Source organism: Sorangium sp. So ce887, assembly GCF_051521455.1.
Classification (GTDB): Bacteria; Myxococcota_A; Polyangia; order Polyangiales; family Polyangiaceae; genus Sorangium.
Genome location: NZ_CP150354.1, coordinates 2,089,431 through 2,107,917, shown reverse-complemented (window position 1 = coordinate 2,107,917; position 18,487 = coordinate 2,089,431). Strand labels below are relative to the sequence as shown.

The 18,487-nt window shown below is 71.6% G+C and carries 19 protein-coding genes; 9 read left to right on the top strand and 10 right to left on the bottom strand.

The window, feature by feature from the left end; translation table 11 throughout:
* Positions 1-44 precede the first annotated feature (44 nt).
* Positions 45-1,193, top strand: a complete 1,149-nt coding sequence (locus WMF36_RS07920; protein WP_437579001.1) for a glycoside hydrolase family 5 protein — start codon at positions 45-47, stop codon at positions 1,191-1,193.
* A gap of 118 nt (positions 1,194-1,311) precedes the next feature.
* Here WMF36_RS07920 and WMF36_RS07915 read toward each other — a convergent pair whose 3' ends face one another.
* The 9 genes from WMF36_RS07915 to WMF36_RS07875 all read right to left on the bottom strand — a co-directional run bounded on the left by WMF36_RS07915 (position 1,312) and on the right by WMF36_RS07875 (position 9,968).
* On the bottom strand, positions 1,312-1,497 hold the full coding sequence (locus WMF36_RS07915) for a hypothetical protein (protein ID WP_437487961.1): 186 nt from the start codon (positions 1,495-1,497) through the stop codon (positions 1,312-1,314).
* Between the two features lie 250 nt (positions 1,498-1,747).
* The gene (locus WMF36_RS07910; protein WP_437579000.1) at positions 1,748-3,421 is read right to left on the bottom strand and encodes an AMP-binding protein; all 1,674 of its coding nucleotides are present in this window, start codon (positions 3,419-3,421) and stop codon (positions 1,748-1,750) included.
* Positions 3,418-4,362 (bottom strand): SAM-dependent methyltransferase, encoded by a 945-nt coding sequence (locus tag WMF36_RS07905; protein ID WP_437578999.1) that lies wholly within the window; start codon positions 4,360-4,362, stop codon positions 3,418-3,420. The genes WMF36_RS07910 and WMF36_RS07905 overlap by 4 nt, the downstream gene beginning before the upstream one ends.
* Complete coding sequence (locus WMF36_RS07900) at positions 4,359-4,685, bottom strand: acyl carrier protein (RefSeq protein WP_437578998.1); 327 nt, start codon at positions 4,683-4,685, stop codon at positions 4,359-4,361. Before WMF36_RS07900 ends, WMF36_RS07905 begins: the two co-directional genes overlap by 4 nt.
* Before the next feature lie 162 nt (positions 4,686-4,847).
* Positions 4,848-5,849: a hypothetical protein gene (locus tag WMF36_RS07895; RefSeq protein WP_437578997.1), complete on the bottom strand. Its 1,002-nt coding sequence runs from the start codon at positions 5,847-5,849 to the stop codon at positions 4,848-4,850.
* Positions 5,850-6,005: 156 nt separating this feature from the next.
* Positions 6,006-7,061 carry a polysaccharide deacetylase family protein gene (locus WMF36_RS07890; protein ID WP_437578996.1) on the bottom strand — a complete coding sequence of 352 codons (1,056 nt, stop codon included), beginning with the start codon at positions 7,059-7,061 and terminating at the stop codon, positions 6,006-6,008.
* The gene (locus WMF36_RS07885; RefSeq protein ID WP_437578995.1) at positions 7,054-7,902 is read right to left on the bottom strand and encodes a class I SAM-dependent methyltransferase; all 849 of its coding nucleotides are present in this window, start codon (positions 7,900-7,902) and stop codon (positions 7,054-7,056) included. The genes WMF36_RS07890 and WMF36_RS07885 overlap by 8 nt, the downstream gene beginning before the upstream one ends.
* Before the next feature lie 10 nt (positions 7,903-7,912).
* Positions 7,913-8,677: a class I SAM-dependent methyltransferase gene (locus WMF36_RS07880; RefSeq protein WP_437578994.1), complete on the bottom strand. Its 765-nt coding sequence runs from the start codon at positions 8,675-8,677 to the stop codon at positions 7,913-7,915.
* Positions 8,678-8,978: 301 nt separating this feature from the next.
* Positions 8,979-9,968: a transaldolase gene (locus tag WMF36_RS07875; RefSeq protein ID WP_437487940.1), complete on the bottom strand. Its 990-nt coding sequence runs from the start codon at positions 9,966-9,968 to the stop codon at positions 8,979-8,981.
* Positions 9,969-10,082: 114 nt separating this feature from the next.
* Here WMF36_RS07875 and WMF36_RS07870 point away from each other — a divergent pair, with 114 nt between their 5' ends.
* Positions 10,083-12,059 (top strand): MutS-related protein, encoded by a 1,977-nt coding sequence (locus WMF36_RS07870; RefSeq protein ID WP_437578993.1) that lies wholly within the window; start codon positions 10,083-10,085, stop codon positions 12,057-12,059.
* 29 nt (positions 12,060-12,088) lie between these two features.
* Positions 12,089-13,090 (top strand): penicillin-binding transpeptidase domain-containing protein, encoded by a 1,002-nt coding sequence (locus tag WMF36_RS07865; protein WP_437578992.1) that lies wholly within the window; start codon positions 12,089-12,091, stop codon positions 13,088-13,090.
* Here the strand turns inward: WMF36_RS07865 and WMF36_RS07860 are convergent.
* A complete protein-coding gene (locus WMF36_RS07860; RefSeq protein ID WP_437578991.1) occupies positions 13,028-13,990 on the bottom strand; it encodes an alpha/beta fold hydrolase in 963 nt (320 codons plus the stop codon). The two genes, WMF36_RS07865 and WMF36_RS07860, sit on opposite strands and share 63 nt — an antisense overlap.
* Positions 13,991-14,163: 173 nt before the next feature.
* On the opposite strand from WMF36_RS07860, the gene WMF36_RS07855 reads away from it, so the two are divergent.
* From WMF36_RS07855 to WMF36_RS07830, 6 genes are all read left to right on the top strand, one after another.
* Entirely contained in the window at positions 14,164-14,655 is a 492-nt protein-coding gene (locus WMF36_RS07855; RefSeq protein ID WP_437578990.1) for an LEA type 2 family protein, read from the top strand.
* 111 nt (positions 14,656-14,766) lie between these two features.
* A complete protein-coding gene (locus WMF36_RS07850; RefSeq protein WP_437578989.1) occupies positions 14,767-15,054 on the top strand; it encodes a hypothetical protein in 288 nt (95 codons plus the stop codon).
* A 19-nt stretch (positions 15,055-15,073) separates the two neighbouring features.
* On the top strand, positions 15,074-15,955 hold the full coding sequence (locus WMF36_RS07845) for a galactose mutarotase (RefSeq protein WP_437578988.1): 882 nt from the start codon (positions 15,074-15,076) through the stop codon (positions 15,953-15,955).
* Positions 15,956-16,186: 231 nt separating this feature from the next.
* Positions 16,187-17,239 carry a heparin lyase I family protein gene (locus WMF36_RS07840; protein WP_437578987.1) on the top strand — a complete coding sequence of 351 codons (1,053 nt, stop codon included), beginning with the start codon at positions 16,187-16,189 and terminating at the stop codon, positions 17,237-17,239.
* A 184-nt stretch (positions 17,240-17,423) separates the two neighbouring features.
* Positions 17,424-17,789: a DUF2089 domain-containing protein gene (locus WMF36_RS07835; RefSeq protein ID WP_437578986.1), complete on the top strand. Its 366-nt coding sequence runs from the start codon at positions 17,424-17,426 to the stop codon at positions 17,787-17,789.
* Positions 17,786-18,439: a YIP1 family protein gene (locus WMF36_RS07830; protein ID WP_437578985.1), complete on the top strand. Its 654-nt coding sequence runs from the start codon at positions 17,786-17,788 to the stop codon at positions 18,437-18,439. Before WMF36_RS07835 ends, WMF36_RS07830 begins: the two co-directional genes overlap by 4 nt.
* The last annotated feature ends 48 nt before the right edge of the window (positions 18,440-18,487 follow it).

Sequence of the window (18,487 nt, the reverse complement as noted above, 5' to 3'; positions counted from 1 at the left end):
TGCTTGGCAGGTCGAAGTGGTCATTCGGTCTTGCCGCGGTTGCGTTGCAAGCAGCCGTGCTGGTCGGCTGCGGTGACGCGTCGACAAACGACGGCGCGGGCGGCGCCGGCGGCGCGGGCGGCGGTGACACGACGACGGGAACCTCGGGGACCTCGGCGACCTCGGGGACCTCGGCGACCTCGGCGACCTCCGGGACCTCGGCGACCTCGGCGACCTCCGGGACCTCGGCGAGCTCGACCACGACGGGGACCGGGGTGACCTCGTCGACGACGAGCACGGGCTCCGGGGTGGTGCCCACGGACGGAACGCCGGTCGAGCGTCACGGCCAGCTCAAGGTGAAGGACGGCAACATCGTCGGTGAGCACGGCGTCCCGGTCCAGCTCAAAGGCATGAGCCTGTTCTGGAGCCAGTGGAGCAACTACTACAACGCGAGCGTCGTCAACTCGGTCGCAGACAACTGGAACGCGACCGTCATCCGCGCGGCGATGGGCATCGAGGGGCGAGAGGGCTACCTCGCGAACATGGGACCCGAGAAGGCGAAGGCGAAGGTCATCGCCGATGCGGCGATCGCGAAGGGCGTCTACGTGATCCTCGACTGGCACGATCACAACGCGCAAGACCACCTGGAGCAGGCGAGGAGCTACTTCCGCGAGGTGGCGCAGACCTACAAGAACGTGCCCAACGTGATCTTCGAGGTCTTCAACGAGCCGCTCAACACGAACAACTGGGGCACCGTGAAGGCGTACGCCGAGACGGTGATCGCCGACATCCGCGGCCAGGGCGCCAACAACCTCATCATCGTCGGCTCGCCGAACTGGTCGCAGGACGCGGACATCGCCGCGGACAACCCCATCAACGACCCGAACGTGGCGTACACCCTTCACTTCTACGCCACGACGCACAGGGAGGCTCTGCGGGAAAAGGCCCAGCGCGCGATCGACAAAGGGCTGGCGCTGTTCGTGACCGAGTGGGGGACCTGCGCCGCCGACGGCAACGGCGCGCTCGATTTCGCGCAGGCGGGGACCTGGCTCGACTTCCTGGACAAGCACAACATCGGCTGGGCCAACTGGTCGCTGGGCGACAAGGACGAGGCGTGCTCCGCGCTCAAGCCCAATGCCAACACCATGGGCAACTGGACCGACAACGACCTCACCGAGTCGGGCAAGTGGGTGAAGGCGAAGATCGCCGAGTGATCCGCGCGCCGGTCCCCGGGCGCTCGCCCTCGACAGCGAGACGCAGGCGCCGGAGGACGGCTCCGCTCCTCCGGTGAGGCCGCCGGCGCGCCTGCCGAGCGCGAGCTCGCCGCGCCGATCACCCGCGCTCTCGTTTGCTCTCCACGGACAGGGGCTGCCCGGCACAGAAGGGGCACTGGTCGCCCGAGCTCCAGTCGTCGTCCTCGAGGCCGAGCGCCCGGAGCTGCTCGAGCTCCCACGCGCGCGCCTCGGGCGAAAGCGAGGCGGAACAGGTGGACTTGTGATCTCTCGGGCGACTCGACATGGACGGTCCCGTTCGGTTGTGCTCCGGAGAGCGATTCCTGGATTTATCGCGCGCAGCCGTGCGACGCCCGCGAAATCGGCCGAGCCACGACGAGTCTGTCCATCGTTGAGGCGAACGGAAAAGACCTCTGGAGGACGGTCCATCGGCAAACATCGGCAAACCGACAGCTCGGCCCGGAAGCCCGGAGCTGGGCTGTGCCGGGTCCGGGCTCAGCCCCACCGTGGGCCCCCGTGGAGGGAGCCGGCGCCCTTCAGCGAAGCGCCCCCGCGCGCAGCCGCTCCGCCACCTCGCGGCGTCGCAGCTTGCCGCTCGTCGTCTTGGGCAGCTCGCCCGGCGGGAGCAGGACGACCTGGTCGATGGTGACGCCGTTCGCCCGCAGCGCCTCGCGCACGCGCTCGGTGAGGCCGGCGTGCTCGGCGACCTCGACGCGCGTCTCGGCGACCACATAGACCGCCTCGGTCTGGCGCTCCTCGAGGAAAATCCCCACCGCGACCACGCATCCGGCCCGGATGCCGTCGACCCGGGACGCGATCTCCTCGATCACGGCGGGGATCATCGTGTGCCCGCCCTTGATGATCACCTCCTTCTTCCGGCCGGTGACGAACAGCGTTCCGCGATCGACGAACCCGAGATCGCCCGTGCGCAGCCAACCGCCCACGAGCGCCTCGGCCGTCGCCTCGGGGTCGTTGAAATACCCCTCCATCACGGTCTCCGAGCGCACCTCGATCTCCCCCACCGTGCGCTCCGGGACGGGGCTCTGCCCGGCGTCCACGATCCGGAGCTCGGTGTGCGGGATCGGTCTGCCGAGGCCGACGAGCTCCAGCGACAGAGGTCCCGGCGCGGCCTCCTCGACCCGGCCCTCGCGCTCGAGCAGGCCGCGATCCACCGTGAGGAAGCGCGGCGCGGCGAGCAGCTCGGGGAAGGTCACGGCGACCGTCGCCTCGGCCAGCCCGTAGACAGGGAAGAACGCCTCGAGGCGGAAGCCGCAGGGCGCGAACGCCTCGGCGAAGCGGCGGAGCAAGGCGGGGGAGATCGGCTCGGCGCCGACCATCGCGCACCGCCACGCGCCGAGGTCGAGCCCCGCCTCGACGGCGCGACGGGCGAGCCCGATGCAGATGGAATAGGCGCTCGGCGGCCCCAGCGAGATGGCGCCCCGGAGGCTCGACATCTCCGAGAGCCACGAGAACGGCCGCGTCCGGAACTCGAGCGGCGAGAGCATGTGCACGGGAAAGTCGTTGAAGAGCGGGAAGAGCAGCCCGCCGACCAGCCCCATGTCGTGGTGGAGCGGCAGCCACGAGACGCCCCCCGCCCCCTCGCCGCGCACCGGGAGGCGCTGGCTCATCGCGTCGAGGTGCAGCATGAGCCGCTCGTGCGGGATGACCACGCCGCGCGGGTGCCCGGTGCTGCCGCTCGTGAGCTGGATGAGCGCCGGGCCGGGCGCGCGCTCCGGATCCGGCAGCGAGGCGGCGAGGGGCGCGTCGAGCAGCGGCTCGGCGGCGAGCTGCAGGAGGTCGTCCGCGCCGCCCTCGCCCTGCGCAAAGCCGAGCAGCGCGGACGAGACCACGAGCGCGCGGGCGCCGACGCGGGCGGCCGTCCGCCGGAGCTCGCCGAGGAACGCCGCGACGTCGGTGAGCCGGTAAGGCACCCCGACCTGGATCGGCACCGCGCCGAGCACCCAGACGCCGAAGAGGCACGGCACCGCCACCTCGACGTCCGTCACGAGCAGGAGCACGCGGTCGCCCGGGCGAACCCCCGCGGCGAGCAGGCCCGAGGCCGCCGCGCACGCGCGTCGCCAGTACTCCGCCCACGACCAGCCGACGAACTCGCCCTGCTGCTTGTGGTAGAAGCCGAACCGTTCCGGCGTCGCCTCGGCCCGCGCCCTGAGCAGGCCGGCGACCGTCCGCGCAGCGAGCGCGCGGCTCACGGCCCGCGCCCCGGCTCGGGAGAGGGCGCGACGCCGAGGCGCTCGCGGCCGCCGGCCTTCGTCGCCACGATCATGTACTCGAGCGCGGTGCGCCGCGCGAACGAGAGCCGGCCCACGGTCATGTACGTCTGGAGCAGCCGCGAGAAGCCGGGCGCGCGCGCGTCGATCCGGGCGCGGTTCGAGCGCACGTTGTCGATCCATCGGGCGACCGTGTGCACGTACGAGCTCGTGAGATCCTCGACGCGCCGGACATCGAGGCCGGCCTGCTCGATCATCCCGAGCTCCTCGGCGAGCGAGATCAGGCGGCAGTAGCCGAGCGCCTGGACGAAGATGTACTGCGTGGCAGCGCTCTCCCGGTCGCCGCGGGCGCGCGCCGGGAAATAGCAGTCGGAGATGAGCAGCCTGCCGCCCGGGCGCAGCGCGGCGGCGATCTTCTTGTGGATCCGCTCGCGGTTGTGCATGTGCACGATGCTGCCCACGAAGAGCACGGCGTCGAGCGACTCGGGCTCGAGGTCGACGTCCTCGATATGGGCGAGGTCGATGCGGACCCGCGAGGCGATGCCCACCCGGTCGGCGCGGCGGAGCGCCTCCTGCCGCTGCTTGTCGCTCAGCGTGACGCCCTGGAAGCTCCCGCCGGTGTGCTCGGCAAGATAGATGAGGTTCGAGCCCCAGCCGCACCCCACGTCGAGGACGCGCTCGCCGGGGTGGATGTCGAGCTCGCGGCGGACCCAGTCGTACTTCCGCTCCTGCGCCGTCTCGAGGCTCTCCCCGGGATCGAGGAAGATGCCCGTCGCATAGGCCAGGCGGCTGTCGAGGACCATGGAGAAGATCTCCGGGTCGTTCTGGTAATGGGCGGCGACCTCCCGCCGCTCGTGCTCCCGCTGCTCCTCGGGCGTCCGGGAGGCGGCCTCGCGCTCGGCGCGCGTGCGCGGCGCGATCACGGCGCCCCTCCCCGGCCGCCCCGCGCCGCGAGCTGCGCCTCGACGAAGGCGATCACGTCACCGACCGTGCTGATCTGCGCCTGATCGGGCGCCGCGAAATCGGGCGCCACGATCTGGAATCGCTCCTCCAATGCCACGTTGACCTCGATGAGCGCCAGCGAATCCACGCCGAGGCCGTTCTCGAGAGACAGGTCGGGAGTCACGGCATCGACGCTCATCCCACATCGCTCTGCAATGATGGCGCGGACCTCGCGGGCGATCTCCGGATCTCCCCCGCCCGCCGCCTGCGGCTGCTTCTGTAGCGCCGCCTCGCTCTTCTTCATCGCGCTCTCCAGTTCAGGTTTCGGCGCGCGCGACCTTCAGCGCGCCGGCGCGAGAGGTACTCCATGCCAGCGCCGGTCACGGCCGTAATGGGCAGTACCATGACTGCCATTCGCCGTCCATGCAGGACGAGCCCGCTCGCTCGCAGGCCCGGCGCGAGCGGCTCAATCGCCGAAATCGCCGTCGATCCCGCCGCCGTCATCGAGCCCGCCGCCGTCATCGCCCCACGGTTCGCCGCCTTCCGGCCCGTCGCCCTCGTCGCCGGCACCCGGGTCGTCGCCGACGCGATCGGCGTTGTTCAAGAGGCCAGGATCCGCGGCGGCCTCCTGCGCGGTGCCGAGCGGCGTGCCCGCCGGGCTCACGAAGAGCACGTGGGGAGGCGACATCATGTGCATGAACGAGGAGATGAGCATCACGTCCAGCATCATTCCGAGCGGGCTGGGAGGGTAATAGGCCACGAACGGGTCGTAGGCGGGGTGCGTGGGGTTCGCCGGTTGCCCTCCGGCAGCCGCGCCGTCGCCCTGGGGCGCGTGCACGACGCGCGCCTCGGCGTGGCGCTGCTCGACGCGCGCCTCCGGAATCGACGTCTTCAGGGCGCCCTCGAGCCGCCCGACGAAGGACTCGAACTGCATCCGCGCCGTCTCGAACAGCGCCGGATCCTTCGCGAGGGGCTCGACGCGGCGGCGGTAGTCCTCCGCGGACTCGCCGGCGCGCGGCTCGAGATCCCGCACGCGCCCGCCGACGGACACGATCCCCGCCGGCTCGTCCTCGGCGTGCTCGGTGCGGGCGCGCGTCTCGATGACGAGGTGCAGCCCCGCCTCCTCGTGCTCGGCGGCGAATTTGAGCTCGCTGAAGCCGCGCCCGAACACGGCGGAGTGCTCGGACAGCGCGAGCACGAGATCGGGGAGATCGTCCGGCTTCCCGTCGGTGTCCTGGAAGATGACGGTATCGTCGATGACCAGCGAGAGGGCGTTGCCGATCCCGAGCTGGACGAGCGCCCGCCGCACCTGGTCGATCACGGCGGTGGCCTCCAGCTCGACGCGCATGCGATCCGTGTCGAGGTCCACCCTGGCGCCGAAGCCGCGCTTCAGCTTCTCCCACAGGGTGGGGTCGCGCTGGATGAGGCTGCCCTTGAGCGAAACGTGGATCTGTCCGATGAGCCGCATGCGCGCTACTTAGCACCGGAGCGCCGCCGGAGGGCCGCCGACGCAGCAGGCGGCGCCGATAACACGCCGGCCGGCCGCGCTTTGCAAAGGCGGCCCGAGGCGGCGCAGGGGCGAGGACGTCCCTGGGCCAGCTGGCCAGACCCCCGACGGGCCGGCCTAGCCGAACGTGAAGCGCTGCGCGACGCGCTTGTACGCCTGCTCGACGACGCGGCGGGCGTGGTGAATGGCATTGGAGTGCGGGAACTGCAGCGAGGGAGGCTCGCTGTCGTCCGCGTTGGGCGCATCGGGCGCCGCGTCCGCGAGCCGGCGCGCGAGGGCGCCCACGGTGTCGACCTCGAAATCCTTCGAGTTCTCCTCGAGGAAGCGGCAGAGCCCGCGGAGCCGCTCCATGTTGAGCCGGTTCAGGTAGCCACGGCGCGCCTCCGCCGAGTCGAGGAAGTAGAACTCGAACGAGTGGGTCACAAGCGTGACCTCCTTGACCCCGAGCGCGCGGTAGCGGAGGAGACAGTGCTTGATCTCGTCGAGCGTCACCGCCGTGATCTGAAGGTGCCTGAAGCGCTTCGTCGGCTCGATGAAGTTCGTGACCGGCAGCTCGTACACCCCCCGCTCGGGCGTCTCGAAGAGGCCGAGCCGCGCGCCGGGATACTGCATCTTGCAGTTCTTGTTGAAGTAACAGGGGTTGTAGTTGCTGCTCAGCACGAGCCCCGCCAGCTTCATCGCGCGCCAGGTGTCGTTGCTCGCGCCGAAGTTGCCGGCGCGGTAGCCGAGCAGCTCGCTCGCCGGGACGCCCGCGCGCACGAGCAGGTCGCGCCCCTCGAGCAGCAGCCGCGCCTGCTCCTCGACCGGATAGTCGGCGATGTCGTCCGAGACGCGGGCCTCGCCCCGGGTGTGCCAGTCGGCGCGCCGCTGCACGGGGTGCACGTGCAGCTGCACGTCGTGGCCCCGGCTGTGCAGCGCCTGGCACACGTTCGTGAGCCCGTCCATCCCGAAGCTGTACGAGCCGATCGCCTCGACGAAGAACGTCCCGCGCTGACCGCACGCCTCGAGCTCGCGCATGATGAGCTCGATGCCGAGCGGCTCGCGCTGGTTGACGAAGCGGCCCCAGATGCGGAGGTCGTAGCCCATCGCGGGAGATTTGCTGTCGCCCGTGATGCGCTCTTCGGCGCACTCCACGTCCACGGTAATGTATACCCGCGTCCTCCCGTCAGCCATCGCCTGCTCCTCCCTCACCACGCTTCTGAAGCACCATCGTGATCGTCGGGGCCACGAAGCCCACGTGCATCCCGAGCGGACCGAGCAGCCGGTTCGCCGCGGAGAAGGCCCTGAGCCGCGGCCCGGACATGCCCATCTTGGCCTTCAGGTCGACGATCAACCGGCCCCGATCCTGCTGCGAGATATCCGCATAGTCGCCGAACCCGCGCCGGAGCTGCCAGGGAAATACGCTGTAGAGCGACTTGCCCGGGAACAGCGGGTGCAAGGGGCGAGGCACGTAGTTCATCAGGACGCGGCGGCTGTGGAGCTCGACCGGCCAGAGGCGGTTGCTCGTGCCCAGGATGACGATGAACCCCCACGGCCCGACCACCCGGTCGATCTCGCGCTGGACGGCGGGCAGGAGCCCGGGCGGGACGTACTCGAGCACGCTGTTGCAGGAGACGAGCTCGAACTCCTCGTTCGCGAACGGAAGCGAGGTCGTGTCGGGGACGTGAAGGACGCGCACCCTGTCCGACACCCCGTGGCGCTCGGCGTTCAGCTGGGTCAGCTCGACGTACGTGGGGTCGATATCGATCGCCGTCACGTCCGCGCCCAGGGTCGCGAGGACGACCGCCGTCCCGCCCAGGTGGCAGCCGAACTCGAGCACCTTCTTGCCGCGGACCGAGGTGAAGAGATCGTCGTAGGCGTGGCGGCTGTGCCACCACTCCCAGTCGACATACCCCCCCACGAAGGTGTCGTCCGGATCCCAGCCGTGGCGCTGGACGCACTCGCGGAAGCGGCGGTCGGCGTCTGCGTCCCGGACAGCTGGCGGCGAGATGACGTTCGGACTGGGATCGCTCATCGGGGAAGGATCAAGCGTCGGGCGTTCCCACGGACCGCATGGGCGCCCTGTAGATGGCGACCAGGTAGGGGGAAAACCAGGGGTTCGTCTCGCCCGGGACCACCCGACGCGCGAGCGCCTGGAGCGGCCGGACGAGCTTCCAGATGACACGCCGCGCCAGGAGCGGCGCCTCGTCGTCCAACCAGAAATCGAAGTGGCCGCCTGTGTAACGGGCCTGGACGATCTCGGCGCCGTTGCGGCGGGCGGCGGCCTCGAGGAACGGCAGGTTCATGATGCGGGTGTTGTGGCCGTTCAGGTTCTTGCGATCGAACAGCCAGTGGAGCGCCCTCTGCCCGCCGGCAAAGTTCGGCATGGCCACCACCACGGTGCCTCCCGGCTTCACCATCTCGAAGTGCCGATCCACGACCGACCCCGCGTCATCGAAGTGCTCGATGAACCCGAAGGAAGCTACAATATCGAACTTTTCCTCGGGCTTCCAGGAGAAGAAGTCCCCCTTCTCGATCTTGCCGACCTTGATGCCGCGCTTCGTGAGCTCGTCTGCGACGACGGTCGGGTCGCAGGCGTAGTCGAGGCCGTGGGCCGTGAACCCGAGGCGCCCGCAGAAGTCGGCGAGGATGCGGCCCGGCGCACACCCGATCTCGAGGAACGACAAACCTTCTCCGCGCGGCAGGAAGGGAGCGATGTCGTCGTAGAGCTCGCAGCCGCCGCCCATGTCCTCGGCCCCGGCGTAGCCCTTCCAATGGTTCTCCCAGTAATCCTGTGACGTGAGCTTCAACGTCGCCTCCTCGTTGCCATGACGGAAGGGACGGCTCCACGCCGAGCCTCCTCGGAGGACCACATTGGACCCGCCGCGGTGCGGAGGATCCAATGCGACCCGTGTTGTGACCCGTGTGCCATCCAGCTGCGCGAATCCTAGAAGACCGGGAGGCCCACGCGCAAGCCGACCTTCCGCCTTCTTCCCACGCCGCCGTCCATCGGGCTACCCGGGCCAGCTGGGTGGCCAGCCGGGCCGCGCGGGGCGCGGGGTCGCGTGCCCTCGACGCTTCGCCCCGCGGGCCGCGCTCACGCCGCCGGCGCTAGGAGGCAGCCCCCTTCTGCAGGCGCTCGCGGAGCAGGACCTCGAGCGCAGCGAGCGCCTTCGCGAAGCCGTCGATGCCCTCGCTGAGCTTGTCGTTCGCCATCCGGTCGGCGCTGTGCATCGCGCGGAAGGTCGCCTCATCCATCGTGATCTTCTCGATGTGCTGGGCGCGCGCCGCGTCCGGGTCGAGCTTCCTCGGCAGCTCGCCGCGCGCGGAGGCGAGCTCGGCGAGCAGCTTCGGCGAGATCGTCAGGAGATCGCAGCCGGCGAGCTCCTTGATCTCGTCGAGGTTGCGGAAGCTCGCGCCCATCACCTCGGTCTTGTAGCCGTGCTTCTTGTAGTAGTTGTAGATCTTCGTGACCGAGACGACCCCGGGGTCCTCGGCGGGCGCGTAGCTCGCGCGGCCCGTGTCCTTCAGGTACCAGTCGAGGATGCGCCCGACGAACGGCGAGATGAGCGTCACGCCCGCCTCGGCGCACGCGATCGCCTGGTGCAGCCCGAAGAGCAGCGTGAGGTTGCAGTGGATGCCCTCCTTCTCGAGGACCTCCGCCGCGCGGATGCCCTCCCACGTCGAGGCGATCTTGATGAGGACGCGCTCGCGCGAGACGCCGGCCTCCTCGTAGAGGCGCACGATGCGCCGGCCCTTCTCGAGGGTCGCCTGGGTGTCGTAGGAGAGGCGCGCGTCGACCTCGGTCGAGACGCGGCCGGGGATGATCTTCAGGATGCGCAAGCCGAAATCGACGGCGAGCCGGTCGAAGGCGAGGCTCACGGCGTCGCCCGGCTCCTTGCCCTGGCCCGCCTCCTTCTGTGCCCAGGCGAGCGCGCCGCTCACGATGTCGGCGTACTCGGACATCTGGGCGGCCGCGGTGATGAGCGACGGGTTCGTCGTCGCGTCTTGCGGGCGGAACTTCTCGATCGAGTTGATGTCGCCGGTGTCGGCGACGACGACGGTGTACGCCTTGAGGCGCTCCAGCAGGTTCTGGTCCATGGCGCCATTGTACGAGCAGCCAGGCAGGACGCTTCAAAGCTTTCGTGGCCTTCGTGCGGGGGCCCTCCCCTGCCGCTGGATGCACGGCCGGCGGTGGCTTATGGACAGCGCCCCGTGGAGCCGCCCCCCAACGCCGTCGTGCAGCCGCCCCCCAACGCCGTCGCGCAGGGCGTCCTGTCCGCCTATGACGATCGCCTGGCCGTCCTGCGCGCCGAGGCCGGCGCGCTCGAGCGCCGGTCGAGGACGTTCTCGCTGCTGCGCGGGGTCTCGTTCGTGGCCGCGGCCGTGGCCGGGGGGTACGCGCTCTTCGGCGACGTGCCGCGGTGGGTCGCGTACGCCGCCGGGGCGGTGACCGCGGTGTTCCTCGGGCTGCTCGTGGCGCACGCGCGCCTCGTCACCCGGATGACGGAGCTCGAGCAGCGCATCGGCCTCTACGTGCGCGGCAAGCGGCGCGTCGCCGGCGATTTCGCCGATTTTCCCGAGCGGGGCGACCGCTTCGGCGCGGCGGACCACGATTACGCGGGCGATCTCGACGTGTTCGGGCAGGCGTCGCTGTTCCAGCTGCTCGACGTGGCCCAGACCGGCGAGGGCGAGGCCACGCTCGCGGCCTGGCTCACGGAGCCCTCTCCCGCGGCCGGCGTGGCGGCGCGGCAGGAGGCGGTGCGCGAGCTCGCCGGCCTCGGCGCGTTCCGGGAGGATCTCGCCGTGGTGGGCATCCAGGCGGGGGCGCGCGGTCGCGAGGCCGGGCCGCTGATCGCGTGGGCCGAGGCGCCCCCGTCGCTGCTCGGCGCCGAGGCGCGCGTCGGCGGCCTGCCGACAAGCGCGCTCCTGACCGCGGCGAAGGTGCTCGTGCCGCTGACGCTCGCGCTGCTCGCGGCGCCGCAGATCGTCCCGGTGGAGCAGCTCGGGTTGCTCCGCCACGCCTGGCTCCTGCCGTTCGCGGCCCAGCTCCTCGTGCTGCTCCTGCTGCGGCCCGCGATCGAGCCGATCCTCACCGCGGCGTCGTCGCGCGAGGCGCCGTTCGCGCGGTACCGGCCGCTCCTCGCGCGCATCGAGCAGCAGGCGTTCTCGTCGGCGCTCCTGAGCGAGCTCAAGGCCGAGCTCGCCGGCCCCTCGGGGGCGCTCGCCTCGCGCGAGATGACCGCGCTCGAGACGCGGGTGGGCTACTCGGACCTGCGTCACAGCGGGCTCATCCATCTCGTCGCCGACATCTTCCTGCTCTGGGACGTGTGGTGCGCGCTCGCCCTGGAGCGGTGGAAGCTGCGCGCGGGCCGGCACGTCAAGGCGTGGATGCGGACGCTCGGGCATGTCGAGGCGCTCGCGAGCCTCGCGACGTTCGCGCACGAGAACCCCGACTACGCCTACCCCGAGGTGAAGGACGGCGAGCCGCGCTTCACGGCGACGGGGCTCGGCCACCCGCTCCTGCCGCGCGACCGCCGGGTGACGAACGACGTCTCGCTGGAGGGCGCGGGCGCCGCGCTGCTCGTGACGGGCTCGAACATGTCGGGCAAGAGCACGCTGCTGCGCGCGGTCGGGGTGAACGCCGTGCTCGCCCTCGCGGGCGCGCCGGTCTGTGCGTCGTCGCTGTCGCTGTGGCCGGTCCGCGTCCGGACGAGCATGCGGATCAAGGACTCGCTCGAGCAAGGCGTCTCGCACTTCTACGCCGAGCTGACCCGCCTGAAGCGCGTCGTCGACGGCGTGAACGGCGGCGAGCCGGTGCTGTTCCTGCTCGACGAGATCCTCCACGGAACGAACGCGCGCGAGCGCCAGATCGGCGCCAGGGCGGTCGTGAGGCACATCGTGGAGCGGGGGGCCATCGGCGCGGTGTCGTCCCACGACATGGGGATCTCCGTGCTGGAGCAGGAGACCGCGGGCCGCGTGCGCAACATGCACTTCGAGGAGCTCGTGGTCGATGACCGGATGACGTTCGACTACAAGCTGAAGCCCGGCGTCGTGACGAGCGCGAACGCGCTGCGGCTCATGAAGATCGTGGGGATCGATCTCGACTTCTCGGAGAGCGAGCGCGCGCCGGCGACGGCTGCCGCGCCGGCGACGGCCGCCGCGCCGGAGATGGCGGCGGCGCGGGAATAAGCGCGGCGCGCGGCCGCGTTGGGGGCGCCATGCTCTTTCTGCCTTCCTCCTGCCTCGCGCGGCGCGCCGTCGCGGCCGCGCGTCCCCTCCTCGGCTGCGCTCTCCCGGCGCTCCTCGCGGCGGCGAGCGCCTGCGCCACGGCGCCGCCGCCGCCAGCGCCACCTCCGCCGCCACCGCCGGGCAGCGAAGCGACGCCGCCGCCCGCCGCCCCGGGGCAGGGCGCGCCGGCGGCCGCGCCGGCGGCCGCGCCGGAGGCGGACGCGGCCGCCGCGGCGCCCGCGGCGAGGACCGAGGTCGACGAGGGCGGGGCGGCGCTCCTCCGCGCGGAGGGCGTGGACGGCGCGTTCGTCCTCTTCGACGCCGCGCGGGGCGTCACCCGCGTCGTGAACCCGGATCGCGCGGCGGCGCGGTACGTCCCCGCCTCGACCTTCAAGATCCCGAACACGCTCATCGGCCTGGAGACCGGGGTCATCCCGGATGAGCGCTTCTCGCTGCGGTGGGACGGCGTGAAGCGCAGCATCCCCGACTGGAACCGCGATCACGATCTCGCGTCGGCGATGAAGCACTCGGTCGTCTGGTTCTACCAGGAGGTCGCGCGCCGGATCGGGCCCGAGCGCATGCAGGCGCACCTCGACGCGTTCGGCTACGGCAACCGCGACATCTCGGGCGGCATCGACAGGTTCTGGCTGACCGGAGGGCTCCGCATCTCGCCGCACGAGCAGATCGACTTCCTGCGGCGGCTCCACGCCGGCTCGTTGCCCTGCTCGGCGAGGAGCCTGGACATCGTGAAGCGGCTCATCGTGCTGGAGCAGACGCCGGCGTACACGCTGCGCGGCAAGACGGGGATGGAGGTCGACGAGCGATCGAGCACCGGCTGGCTGGTCGGTTACGTCGAGCGCGGGGCGGACACCTACGTCTACGCGACCGTGCTCCTCGGCAAGAGCAGCGACAGCAAGCGGATCATGCCGCTACGTCGCAGCCTGACCCGTGCCCTGCTCAAGCGGCACGGCGCGCTCCCCGAGGACGCCTGACGCGGGCGGCGCGCCGGGAGCCGCCGGCCCGGGCGCGCCCGCTGGCCTCGCGAGCACCTCCCGCGCGAACGCGGCGACCCGCTCGGCGAAGCGGCGCGGGTCGTCGACGTGCGGGCAGTGGCCGACGCCTTCGGGCTCCTCGATCTCCGCGTGCGGCGGGAGGTGCCGCCGGTAGTACTCGAGGTTGCCGCCCGGCATGAGGCGGTCCGAGCGGCCCCAGATCAGCAGGATCGGCATCGACAGGGACCGCAGCTGCTCGGGCGTGAACGCGTGGTCGCACCGGGTCGAGCTCGTGAAGGAGACGATGGTCTCGCGCGAGAACATCCGCACGACGTCGCCGGCGACCAGCGGCGTGAACCACGGCACGCGGTGGTAAAGGCGCGCGAAGAACGCGTGCGCGTCGGCCCGCGACCGCAGCTTGAACGTGCCGAGCAGCTGCGCGAGCTCGTCCTGCTCCATGCAGGCGCCGGCCGGCGACGCGAGCACCAGCGCGCGCACGCGGTCCGGGGAGCTCAGGGCGTAGCTCACCGCGACCGCGCCGCCGAGGGAGTTGCCGACGACGACGGCCGGCTCGTCGAGCTCGCGGTCGAGCAGCTCGTTCATGGCGGTGGTGAGGCACTCCGGCGTGAACGCCGACGCGGGCGTCGCGCTCCACCCGTGCCCCGGCGCCTCCGCGGCGATGACGCGGCGGGCGCGCCGCCGCAGGCGCTGGAGCACCGGCGCGTACGGGAGCGCCGAGGAGCCGATGCCGTGGAGCAGGACCACGGTCGGGAGCGGGCCCGTGCCCGGAGCATCGTAGAGGTGCAGCCGGCAGACCGACGTGTCGACCCAGCGGCTCTGCACCCCGGATCGGTTCAGCGCCCTCTTGGCGAGTCGCTCGGCCAGCGGGAGGATGCCCATACGCCGGGAATAGCAGATCGGGAGGGTTCCCGCGCGGACGGAGGTGCGGGCGGGCGCGCGAGGCGGAGCCGCCCGCTCGCCGGCGGACAGCGGACCGCGCGCGGCGCGCGGCGCGGCCGGGGGCGCGCCCGATTTCCGTTGAGCTCCATGGAGATCCGCGCAACATCTCCCCCGTGCGATCGCTGCTCCTCGCCGCCGCCCTGTCCCTTGTCGCGTGCTCGCGCCCCGAGCCGCCGACGCTCAGGCCCGAGGTCGCTGCGGTGACCGCCGTCACGGCCCAGGGCATCGATCTCCGGGTCCAGATCCAGGCGTACAACCCGAACAGCATCGATCTCACGACGCGCTCGATGAAGGCGACCGTGCTGCTCGACGGCAAGATCGACGTCGGCACGGTCACCGTGCCCACGCCGCTCAAGCTGGCCGCGAAGAAGTGGACGCGGATCGACGCGCCGCTCTCGGTGAAGTGGCAGGATCTCACCAGCATCGCCACGCTGGCGGCGCAGAGCCGGGGTGTGCCGTATCAGGTGAACGGCACCGTCGCGATCGGCGGGGAGACGCTCAACGTGGACTTACCGTTCCGCCTCGCGGGGACGATCACGCAGGAGCAGCTCGTCACGGTGCTCGGGAACTCGCTGCCGGGCCTGCCCCTCCCCGGCCTGCGCTGAGGCGCCCGTGCCCGTCGACGAGGCCATCGATCCACGGTGCTCGCCACGGTGCTCGCCGCGCGCTCGCGGTCGCTCGATGAGCCCGTGCTCGCCGCCGGGTAGCGCAGCCCCATGTCCGGCGGCCTGATCTTCCACGACGGCGGCGGCGGGTCCGTCGCGCGCTGCGGGCGCTGCGGCGCCGAGGCAGCGGGGCCGTGCGCGCGCTGCCACACGCCCGTGTGCGGCGACTGCTGCGTGCTCACCGAGGGCGGCGCGCGCGTCTGGGCGATCTGCCTCGCGTGCGAGGATCGCGGCGGCCGCTCGCTCCGCCGGGGCTGGGCGACGGTCCTCGGGTGGATCGCGCTGCCGATCGCGGCGCTCGCGCTGCTCGTCGGGTTGCTCGAGTGGCTGCGCAGGTGATGGAGAGAGCGGAGGCGTCATGTTCAGCGTGAAGCAGATCGAAGGTGCGATCCCCACCGTGGAGCTCGCCGACAGCGGCGCCTCGAGCCGCGCCGTGCTCGCGCCGTCGCGCGGCGGGATCCTGGCGGAGCTGACCCTCGGCGGGCGCGAGCTGCTCTACCTCGATCGCGCCACCTTCGAGGATCGCAGCGCCAACGTGCGCGGCGGCAACCCCGTGCTCTTCCCATCCCCGGGCAAGCTCGCCGGCGACGCCTGGTCGTCCTCCGGCGCGCACGGCCAGATGCGGCAGCACGGCTTCGCCCGCACCCTGCCCTGGTCGCTCGACGACCACGGGACCGCCGCGCCCGGCGGCGCCTACGCCCGGCTCGCGCTGCGCTCCAGCGAGGCGACGCGCGCGCAGTACCCCTGGGATTTCCGCACCGAGCTCACCTACACGCTGCGCGGCACGGCGCTCCGGATCGATGTCCGCGTGACCAACGAGAGCGATGAGGGCGCGCCGCCGATGCCCTTCGGGGTCGGGTTCCACCCCTACTTCGCCGTCTCGCAAGCCGACAAGCCCGGGGCCTCGATCGAGACGCGGGCGACGCGCGCGTTCGACAACACAACGAAGCAGGAAGTGCCCTTCTCCGGCCTCGACCTGACCCGGCCCGAGGTCGATCTCCACCTGCTCGACCACGGCTCGACCGAGAGCGCGCTCTCGATCGAGGGCCCCCCGGCCGCGCGCATCGCGGTCCGCGGATCGCCCGAGTTCACCCACTGGGTCGTGTGGACCCTGCAAGGCAAGGACTTCGTCTGCCTCGAACCCTGGACCTGCCCCGGCAACGCCCTCAACACCGGAGAGCGCCTGATCCACCTGCCGTCGCGGCAGACGCAGGCGCTGTGGATCGAGCTCTCCACCTGAGGCGCCCGCGGCCGCGCCTCCTCCGCAACCCCCCCTCGCGACCTTCGTGAAGGGCCGGCGGCCCGAGCGGCGTCCGCTCCGCTGGGCTCGGAGGCTTCGCGGTTGACGGCGGGACGGAAACGTCATGGAATTCCGGCCATGACTTCAACAGCTCACCTTACCGCACATCGTACCCTTCTTGCTCGCTGCCGAGCGCTGCTCGGGCGGCGGTCGCGCTTCCTGCTTTCCGCCTTGCCCGCCGCCGCGCTGGCCGTGACCGTCACGACGGGCGCCTCGGCGGCGCCGGTCTGGACCGGAGACTTCGAGACGGGCGACCTGTCCCAGTGGACAACGTCGCTGAACGGCGAGCGCATCTCGGTGGTGACGTCGCCTGTCCTGCAGGGCACGCGGGCCGGGCAGATCCAGCTCACCAACGACGCCGTGTGGCCCAACAACGGCATCAAACGCGTCGAGCTGAACCACAAGCCCGCTGCCGGGCGCACGGCCGAGGGCGACGATACGTATTTCGCCTGGAGCTTCTATCTCCCCGAGGCGCTCGCGGCGGACCCGCCGACGCAGATCGGGTACTGGGAGTCGGACCAGACCTACAATCAGGTGATGTCGTTCGAGGTCGTGGGACAGAAGATCAGCTTCGCCACCCGCAAGCCCGCGAACAAGGTGCACTGGGAGGCGGCTTCCGCGGTGACGCCCGGCGTGTGGCACCGCATCGCGCTGCACATCAAGTGGTCGACGAACGCGAGCCAGGGCTCCGTCGACGTGTGGTTCGACGGCGAGCAGGTCGTCACCGGGGGCCAGGCGCAGACCCTCGCCGACGGCAACGCGCACTTCACGCAGATCGGCCTGCTGCGCAACCCGGCCGAGTTCAGGGACAGCCCCATCATCGTCCTCGATGACGCCGTGGAGGGGGACACCCTCGAGGACGTCCGTCCCGCACTGCCCTCCTCCGGGGAAGGCGGCGCCGGGGGCGCGGGCGGCGGGGGGACGGGCGGGAACGAGAGCGTCGGCGGCGCGGGCGGCGCGGGCGGCGCGACGAGCGGCAGCGGCGGCGCAGGCGGCGGCGCCGCGAGCGGCTCCGTCACGTCGACCTCCGCGGGCGCGACCTCCGGTGCCGGCGCCACCGGCACCGGCGCGGGGACCGGCGGCTCGGACGAGGGCGCGGACGAGGAGGGCGACGACGGCGGCTGCAGCTGCCGCGCCGCCGGCTCGCCGGCGGGCCCCGCGCCGCTGGCCGTCGCCGGGCTCGTCGTCGCGCTCGCGTTCGCGCGGCGGCGCGAGCGGCGCTGAGCCGGCGCGAGCGGCGCTGAGCCGGCGCGAGCGGCGCTGAGCCGGCGCGAGCGGCGCTGAGCCGGCGCGAGCGGCGCCGCGCGGGCCACGAGCTCGGCCGCGCCTCACAAAATTGATTTTTGAATCAATTTTGTTTATCCACACATTGACATTGTTGATCGTCGGGCGATAATAACCTCGTCCCGTGGCAAGATTTGTCGTTCGATGCCCGAGCTGCGACGGCGAGCTGCGCGCGACGCGGCTCGGCTGCCAGGCCTGTGGAACCAACCTGGATGGTCAGTTCGAGATCCCGGCGCTGCTCCAGCTGTCGCCGGACGATCTCGCCTTCGTGACCGCCTTCGTGCGGTCGTCGGGGAGCCTGAAGGCGATGTCTCAGCTTCTTCAGATCAGCTACCCGACGGTGCGCAACCGGCTCGACGAGATCATCGGCCGGCTGGAAGCGCTGGAGCAGGACGTTCAGCAGCGCCGGCACGAGATCCTGGATGCGCTCGAGCATGGGCGGCTCTCCGCGAAGGAGGCGGAGGAGGCGCTGAGAAAGGTGGGGCTATGATGATGACCACGCCCGACGAGAGGGTGCGCGCGCTCGTACGCGACCGCGTGATCAAGCCTGCGGAGGGCGAGCGGCTGCTGGCGACGCTGTCGCCGCGGCCTCCCCGGACCGGATGGCGGCTCGCGCTGGATCCGTTCGAGCGCTTCGGCGGGGAAGCCGCGGCCGTGGCAGGGCTCGCGGTCGCTGCGCTGAGCGTCGCCGTCACGCGGCTCGGCGTTCGCTTCGACGGCTTCCTCGATCTGCACACGGCGCCACAGGTCATCCCGTACACGACGGCGCTCCTGGAGCAGGTCGTCGTGTGGCCCCTGCCCGCCCTGCTCTTCTGGGCGTACGCGCGGCTCCTGCGGTGCCGCGTGCGGATCGTCGATTTCTTCGGCGTGATCGGGCTCTCGCGCGCGCCGCTCGCGCTCGCGGCGATCGCGCTCGGCCTGCTCGCCCCGGAGCCGCCGGCGGGCGCGCCCAGGCTCACGCCCGAGCTGGCCGTGTCCGCCGTCCTGGCCACGCTGTGCCTCGTGTGGTTCCTGACGCTCCTGACCCAGGGCTTCAAGAACGCCTCCGGGCTGCGGGGCGCTCGGCTGATTGCAGGGCTCATCGGCCTCGTGCTCGTCTCGGAGATCGTCTCGAAGGTCGCGCTCGCGCACCTCGGCTGACTCCATCCATTCCATCGCGCGCCGCCCGGTTCACGCGGCGCGCGCCCA

Bases quoted from the DNA above. Each gene is read 5' to 3' on its own strand.
- WMF36_RS07915 (WP_437487961.1), bottom strand. From the start codon at position 1,497: ATGTCGAGTCGCCCGAGAGATCACAAGTCCACCTGTTCCGCCTCGCTT.
- WMF36_RS07900 (WP_437578998.1), bottom strand. From the start codon at position 4,685: ATGAAGAAGAGCGAGGCGGCGCTACAGAAGCAGCCGCAGGCGGCGGGC.
- WMF36_RS07895 (WP_437578997.1), bottom strand. From the start codon at position 5,849: ATGCGGCTCATCGGACAGATCCACGTTTCGCTCAAGGGCAGCCTCATC.
- WMF36_RS07890 (WP_437578996.1), bottom strand. From the start codon at position 7,061: ATGGCTGACGGGAGGACGCGGGTATACATTACCGTGGACGTGGAGTGC.
- WMF36_RS07885 (WP_437578995.1), bottom strand. From the start codon at position 7,902: ATGAGCGATCCCAGTCCGAACGTCATCTCGCCGCCAGCTGTCCGGGAC.
- WMF36_RS07875 (WP_437487940.1), bottom strand. From the start codon at position 9,968: ATGGACCAGAACCTGCTGGAGCGCCTCAAGGCGTACACCGTCGTCGTC.
- WMF36_RS07865 (WP_437578992.1), top strand. From the start codon at position 12,089: ATGCTCTTTCTGCCTTCCTCCTGCCTCGCGCGGCGCGCCGTCGCGGCC.
- WMF36_RS07860 (WP_437578991.1), bottom strand. From the start codon at position 13,990: ATGGGCATCCTCCCGCTGGCCGAGCGACTCGCCAAGAGGGCGCTGAAC.
- WMF36_RS07850 (WP_437578989.1), top strand. From the start codon at position 14,767: ATGTCCGGCGGCCTGATCTTCCACGACGGCGGCGGCGGGTCCGTCGCG.
- WMF36_RS07845 (WP_437578988.1), top strand. From the start codon at position 15,074: ATGTTCAGCGTGAAGCAGATCGAAGGTGCGATCCCCACCGTGGAGCTC.
- WMF36_RS07830 (WP_437578985.1), top strand. From the start codon at position 17,786: ATGATGATGACCACGCCCGACGAGAGGGTGCGCGCGCTCGTACGCGAC.